The 2764-nt window shown below is 37.0% G+C and carries 1 protein-coding gene; it reads right to left on the bottom strand.

The annotated features are described in order from the left end of the window. Positions 1-2764, bottom strand: a 2764-nt coding sequence (locus IEV72_RS13510; protein ID WP_188459651.1) for a beta strand repeat-containing protein, incomplete at both ends; no start/stop codon positions are given.

Below are 2764 nucleotides of genomic sequence, written 5' to 3'. Positions count from 1 at the left end.
TATCATTGATTTGTTCAAAATTAGCGTCCCATGAGCTAGGGGTAATGGTAATCCAATATAAATTAGCTAATGAAGTTATTAAATATGGATTTAGTGTAGAACCATCTCCTTGTGGTTGTACGGCTTCAATGAATAGATCTTCTTCACCATTTAAGTTGGGATAAGTATTGTTAACTCCTGTGCTAATAGACCAAATATCTTCTGTTCCGTTTGTAGTTTCACACACAAAATCCCAACCAGCAGTAATAAATATGCTCTCTTGTGTCATGTTAGCTGTAGTCTCGCCTGTAGCATCACTATTATCTGTAGATGTTACGTCACTATCGTAAAAAGAATTGGTTATAGTTCCTCCCGTTTGGTTAGCAAACCCAGCCGCATTTCCATTGTTATCAAATAAATTAATATCGCTTGTGGTATACGCTTTATCAATAGTACCCGCAGAAATTTGCCCAACAAACCCACCAACGGATTCTGAAGCCACAGTAATGGCGGCTCTAGAATAAGAATTATTAATAAATCCGCCATCCATTTTACCAAGCAAACCACCTGTAAAACCTATTGAGTTTCTTAAATTAGCATTAGCATAAGATTGGCTAACCGTTCCATCATTCATCAATCCTACAAGCCCTCCCATATTACAGACTGGTGGAGAAGGTTCAAAAATTTCAAAAGGGACTTCTAATTGATTACTTTCAAATACATAAACCCCAAAAATATTAGCTCCTCCAATTATTTGTGCAGCTAGTACACCTGCATTGGTAAACTCCCCAACAAAACTAGCATTTACAAATCTAAGGTTGTTTACTTCACCAGCTAGAGTATCAAAAAAACCAGCGTTCGGAATATTAGCATTAATAGTAAGACCGTTTATTTCAAATCCACCACCTTCATAGACTCCAGTGAAATTGGCTGCATCATTTACACCAATAGGAATCCAACCTTCGTTGTTACAACCCCATTCTGCAGTTGGTAAAGCATCAATATCATTAATTTGTTCAAAATTAGCATCCCATGAGCTAGGGGTAATGGTAATCCAATACAAATTAGCTAATGAAGTAATTAAATATGGATTTAGTGTAGAGCCATCTCCTTCAGGTTCTATAGCTTCAATAAATAAATTTTCGATACCATCAAAATTTGGATATCCATTGTTTTTCGTAGCATCTATGTTCCAAATATCTTCTGTACCATTATCCGTTTCACACACAAAATCCCAACCAGCAGTAATAAAGATGCTCTCTTGTGTCATGTTAGCTGTAGTCTCGCCTGTAGCATCACTATTATCTATAGATGTTACGTCACTATCGTAAAAAGAATTAGTGATTAAATTAGTTCCTGTTTGGTTGGCAAATCCCGCGGGGTTTTCATTAGTATCGGAAGCTGTGACTGTGTTTGCAGCATAAGATTTATCAATTAAACTTCCTGTAATACTACCAGCAAAACCACCTGTGTTGGTAACTCCACTCACATTGCCACGAGCATAACTATTATTAATTTCACCACCAGAAACAAGTCCAACAAATCCACCCACATTTTGGTTTCCACTTAGAGTTGCAGTAGAAAAACAAGTGCGAATTAATCCCCCTTCAACTTCACCTATAACACCACCAAGATTAGAAATACCTGTTGCTGTAGATGTAATTGTTCCTTGATTTACATAAATTGTATTAACAACAGCATTAGTTTGTAAAGTTCCCGCAAGTACTCCAATAGTTGAGTCTGCTGAAATTGAAAAATTGGTCAAGTTCAAATCGAAAACCTCACCACTTAAATTACCAAACAAACCTACATTTGATTGATTAGAATTGATAAATAAATTTTCGATAGTAAAACCGCCACCATTATAGATACCTGAAAAAGTATCACTCGTAGCATTAGCGATTACAACCCAACCCCCGTTAGTTCCTTCACAACCCCAAAACTCAGTTGAAGCTGCGTCTATATTTGCTGTTTGTTCAAAAAAAGCAGACCAACTGCTTGGGTTTTCAGCAATCCATAACAGGTTTTCTAAACTAGTTATTAGATATGGGTCTCCCGATAGACCTGTTCCATTTGGCTCTACAGCATCAATAAATAAATCATCTTCACCATTTAAGTTAGGGTAACTATTATTAACTCCTGTGCTAATAGACCATATATCTTCTGTTCCGTTTGTATTTTCACACACAAAATCCCAGCTAGCAGTAATAAAGATGCTCTCTTGTGTCATATTAGCTGTAGTCTCGCCTGTAGCATCACTATTATCTGTAGATGTTACGTCACTATCGTAAAAAGAATTGGTGATTAAATTAGCTCCTGTTTGGTTTCCGAAAGCGTTAAGTGTTCCTGTGCCAGCATTCACTAGATTTAGATTACTTACTGCATAGGTTTTATCAATAGATCCTGCGGATATTTCTCCCACAAAGCCACCTGCATTTGCATTTTCTACGTTTAAGGTTGCTCTAGAATAAGAGTTGTTTATGTTACCAGCTGTCATTTCGCCAATAAAGCCACCAGTTAGACCTTGGGTATTTGTCAAGCTTGCATTAGCATAAGATTGGCTAAGCGTTCCACCATTCATTAAACCTACAAGTCCACCTACATTAGCAGGGTTAGCGGTTGAAGAGAGTGAATTCCCTGCTAAAACATAGACTTTAAACACATTAGCTCCTGTGGTAGTTTGACCTGCTAGTACCCCAGCATTTGTCATTTGTCCATCAAAATCTGAATTATCAAATTTTAAGTTATTTACTTCACCTGCCAGGATATCAAAGAAACCTGTGTT

This window comes from Psychroflexus planctonicus (assembly GCF_014640195.1).
Classification (GTDB): Bacteria; Bacteroidota; Bacteroidia; order Flavobacteriales; family Flavobacteriaceae; genus Psychroflexus; species Psychroflexus planctonicus.
This window is presented reverse-complemented; position numbering and strand designations above follow the sequence as displayed.